We start from the raw sequence: 4,494 nt of genomic DNA, 5'->3' as shown, positions 1-4,494 counted from the left end.
TCTACATATTCAAAAAAGTCTATTACTGCTTGTTTTCTTTTTCTGTTATTGAATATCATTTCTGGGTTTTTCTCTAATTAAGGCTAACGGTCTTGGCTATGGTTTCGTTACGGAAAAATGGGTAACCATTTTTCCGACGTTGACCGAAAGATAACAAAAATGAATGGAATTTCCGTGAGGAAATTCCGCCGTAATGAATTATAGCCGTTGTTAGCTTTTAGTGCTTTTATAATTCATACCGTTTTTCTTTTTTCGGTCAGTTTAAAATTCCGATTACTATAATTTCCACTTTTTTTTCATTCCGCAAACTTGCTCAAATTCCGACCATTTTTTAATTCAGGTTTGAGTGAGCAATTCCGACGTTGTTTTTCCAGTTCTGATTACGTAAACAGGCTAAAAAGTCAGCCGTAATTCAATTCAGAGTTTGAGTAATTAATTCCGAAAAACTTTGAAATTCCTCACACAATTTTTTCTGATTTATCTACCTTAAAATTCTAAAAAAAATCGAAAAATAAAACTAGTTTTTTTTCAAACCGTAAACTTGCTCCAGCATTAAAGCTAACGGCTCCGTATATGAAAAGTAGGGCAGATGATTAGCAGTAACTTTTCGGATAAACACAGAGCCAAATCTTTTGTGTTTTGTTTTTATTTTTTTCTAAAAGCCAAATCAAAAGATTTGGCGGTCTTCGTAAATTAGCGAAAACCTTTTGTTTGAGCGTTAATTGCCCTATTTTTTATATACATTGTTAGCCACCGTACTTTTCTTTCAGTTCCAGTTTTTTAATTCTTGACCTTATAGCTCCTCCATTTCTCCCAAAAATCTTGCTCAATTCCGCTGTCGTTTTTCCCTCACAGAATAGTTTTTCTAATCGCTCGTCACTTTCCGTTGTCCATTTTTCATAGGCATTTTTATTCTTTGCTTGCTTTTCGGATTTTGAGTATGCTTTTACAGCTCCACGTTTTCCTTTCAGACTATATTTTGGGTTTAACTTTGCATAAAGTCTTTCTTCCAATTCCTTTCGTCCTAAATCAACAACAATATAAGATAGAGTCAGGTGTTTTGTAATTCTATCGTTAAGCATCAATTCGATTTCGTCCGCAAAACTCTTTCTTGATGTCGCTTTTTCGTAATTCGGATGTTCTGAATAATGGCTATTACCTAAATTCCGTCTAACCGTATGATTTTTGGTATTAAGAATGTCGTTCATTCTTCCACGAATACTTCCAGTTTCTCCAACATAACATATTTCTCCATCTTCACGAAATAGATAAACTGCTGATTGATTCGGAAATGAATTTGCCCAATCTCGTGTTAACTCGATTGTTTTTCTTTCAGATTCAATTATGAGTTTATGCTCAAGCTTTAGCAAGTATTCTTCTATTTCCGTTTTTGTCATTTAATTCGCAGTTTTTTGTATGGTGGCTAACGGTCTTGTATATGAAACGTAGCGTATGAATAGTCGCTTAACTTTCGGATTATACACGAGCCGAATTTTTTAATTTTCTTTTTATCTTATTTTCTCAAAAAGCCAAATTAAAAAATTTGGCGGACTTCGTAAATACACACAAACCTTTCGGAAAGCCTATAATAGCTATGTTTTATATACGTTGTTAGCACACGTACTACTTCGCAAATCTTCTATTTACATACTCAATTAATTTCTGTCCTTCCAATCTGTCCGTTGCAGGATTTGTCCGAACATAAAATTCGTTCGTGTCATAAAAGCAAGCTCTTTTTGATGGCTGACAATCAACTTTGAGTACTTTTTTATCCCAAATCTTATAAATGTCGTATTCTATTAGTGGATAAAATTCCGAACCAATTTTTGAGTTTATTGCATTTTTGAAATTAAGAAGATATTTATCATTTGATTTGTAAAAATCGTCCTCAATTCCTGTTATTTCGTTATCGTCTGCAACTCCAATTAATAGTGTTCCTCCTTTGGCGTTTAAAAATCCAACAACATTTTTAAGTGATGACTTTTCGATTGCTGGGTCTTTCTTTTGTGTATGAATGTTTTTTGAGAAAGTTTGTTTAAATTCAATCTGTTTTCCTTCTCCTTTTCTAATTAATGCTAAAATTTCGTCTTCAACTGAAAGTGTTTTTAAAGGTCCTTGAATTGTATCGAACTTTTCTAAAATAATTGGTGCGTTTTTTGGGTTGAGACTTAATTCAAGCCGTAAATCTTCGATTGTGTTTTGCAAATCTTCTAATTTGCTATTTGTGTGTACTAATAATTTTTGTTCTTCTAATTTTGGAATTGCGACAAAACTATCTTGAATACTGCCTTTATTTATACTTGGAATGAAACTACCTGTATTTAAAGAGTTTAAAATTAACTGACCTAATTCTGATTTATAGAATAAAGCCAAATAATCTGCCAAAACGATTTCATTGTTTAAGACAACTTGAAAGTAATTTTGAGGCTTAATTTTTAAATTTGATAGTGATGAAACTACATCTGAAGTGCCGATTTTCGGAATGTAAATTGAGTTTGGTTTTTCTTCAAAACTTTCGCGTGTTAAATTGATTTCTAAAGCTATTTCGGAAAGTTGATATTCCTTGTATTCTTTATATTGAGTTTTTAAGCTACCAATTTGATTTAAAATACTGAAATTTGAAAATGATTGAAAACTATCTCTATTAACCCAAATTCCATTTTCTAATTCAGTCCCTTTTTTCTCTTTAAAGTTCTGAACAATTGTGGGAATATTGTCTTGGTCTAAATCTGCTATAAATAACTTTTGATATTCCTCTTTTGAAAAGCCAATTAAAATTGGCTGAAAATTAGTATGAGGTTCGTAAATTTTTGATGGAATTTTTAAAACCAAATTTAGATAGAATTGATTTGCATTTATAGCATTCAAAAAATCTAAAGCTTGTTTTGAGTAAATAATTGATGGTTCAGCGACAAAAAAGGCAAATCCCTTGTCGTTCAATAATTTTAAACTCTTAAAAATTGAATTCCAATTCTGACTAATTTTTTTATTCGGTAAAAGTTCTGTTTCTATTCGGTTCATTCCGAACGGAAAGTCGCCAAAAATCAAATCGAAATTACTGTCTATTGAGTTTAATTCATTTTCATTCCGTTGAACTTTGGAAAATTCCAATTTTGGATCGAGCGACTGAAAGGTTGACAAATTAACTAATAAATCATTTTCAATCGAATATGCTGTTTTGAATTCCTTTATTAGTTCGGTTATTGCTGTTTGTCCTTTGTTCATCGGTTTTTTTCGTATGTGTGCTAACGGTCTTGTATAAGAATAGTAGGGCGGAAAAAACGCACGAACCATTCGGTTAAACACAAGCCGAATTTTTAAATTTTCTTATTATCTTTTTTTCTCAATAAGCCAAATTTAAAAATTTGGCGACTTCGCAAAAGTGCCCAAGCCATTGAATTAAGCACTAATTGCCCTATTATTTTTATACGGTGTTAGCACCAGTATTTTTTTTCGATTTCATTCGATAGACTAAATATAAAAATACAATTAGAATTATTATTATCTTAAAAATAAAACCTAATAAATTATCTCCATTTATAAAGTAGTCCGATGACGTTGTCAATAAAGTCAAAGTCTGCGAATAAATCACAATTCCAATGCAGACTAGCGAAAATATTAATTGATTTTTAAAATTCGCACCAATAACTACAGCAAAACAAATCAGAAATAAAGTCAGAAAACTATTTAAATAGCGAGTATTTTTTGTCCAATTAGATTTTCTTAATTGCTTTGTCAAGAGGGTATTCTTTCTTATTTCGTTTTTTAATTGAAATAAATCTCTTCGATTAAATTCTGTTGTCAATTCGTTTTTTGAGATTCCATATTCGTTAAGTTCCGTTTTTGAAAAATCATTTTGAATTATGCTATCAGGAATTTTTTTAAATAAGTCAGAGATAATTTTCTTTTGAGACTTATTTTCAGTTTCTAAAGAGTCAGAATATTGGTTTATAAGTCCAATACTCATCATATCAACATTTGTTTTTTTGTATTCGGTAGCTTTTTCAATTCTTTCTTGCGACGTAAATGGTTCTTTTCTTGCGTTTTCATATCTATCCAAGAACGATGTCATTCTCAGTTTTGGAACCACACTATTAGATAGTAAGAATATTAGTCCGCCAAAGATTAGTGATGCGATAAGTCCGAATTGGAAAAATTTTGAGATAGGAATTTTCTCTTTTATCAATTCCGATGTAACCAAGATTAAAGCAATGAAAACACCAAAATTAATTACAGCTGGTATTTGACTAAAACTAAAAAGTATTCCATTCGTCAGGTCAAACCCAAATTCGCTAAAATATAAGCTGATGGTCTCAACAACTAAAAATAAGTAGTAAACTAAACCGATTAATATAAAATACGATATGAATTTGCGTAGGATTTTTGTCATATTGGTGCTAACGTTGATGTGTATGGTTAGTTGCGTGGTTAAGCAACTAATTTAGCAAATAAATCACAGATAGAATATTCCGAAGGAATGTTCGTAAGTCGGCA

3 protein-coding genes are annotated in these 4,494 nt (G+C 31.1%); all 3 read right to left on the bottom strand.

Annotation, left to right across the window (positions count from 1 at the left end):
- Nucleotides 1-746: 746 nt before the first annotated feature.
- Complete coding sequence (locus tag K8Z87_RS13630) at nucleotides 747-1,397, bottom strand: GIY-YIG nuclease family protein (RefSeq protein ID WP_227478129.1); 651 nt, start codon at nucleotides 1,395-1,397, stop codon at nucleotides 747-749.
- Nucleotides 1,398-1,623: 226 nt separating this feature from the next.
- Entirely contained in the window at nucleotides 1,624-3,225 is a 1,602-nt protein-coding gene (locus K8Z87_RS13625; RefSeq protein WP_227478128.1) for an ATP-binding protein, read from the bottom strand.
- Between the two features lie 199 nt (nucleotides 3,226-3,424).
- On the bottom strand, nucleotides 3,425-4,390 hold the full coding sequence (locus K8Z87_RS13620; RefSeq protein WP_227478127.1) for a hypothetical protein: 966 nt from the start codon (nucleotides 4,388-4,390) through the stop codon (nucleotides 3,425-3,427).
- Between the last annotated feature and the right edge of the window lie 104 nt (nucleotides 4,391-4,494).

Source organism: Winogradskyella immobilis, from assembly GCF_021887715.1.
Lineage (GTDB): Bacteria > Bacteroidota > Bacteroidia > Flavobacteriales > Flavobacteriaceae > Winogradskyella > Winogradskyella immobilis.
The sequence above is the reverse complement of the archived record's forward strand: the minus strand, read 5'-3'. Positions and strand labels throughout refer to the sequence as shown.

What these genes read in the sequence shown, in the direction of transcription:
- K8Z87_RS13630 (WP_227478129.1), bottom strand. Translation starts at nt 1,397, where the DNA reads ATGACAAAAACGGAAATAGAAGAATACTTGCTAAAGCTTGAGCATAAA.
- K8Z87_RS13625 (WP_227478128.1), bottom strand. Translation starts at nt 3,225, where the DNA reads ATGAACAAAGGACAAACAGCAATAACCGAACTAATAAAGGAATTCAAA.
- K8Z87_RS13620 (WP_227478127.1), bottom strand. Translation starts at nt 4,390, where the DNA reads ATGACAAAAATCCTACGCAAATTCATATCGTATTTTATATTAATCGGT.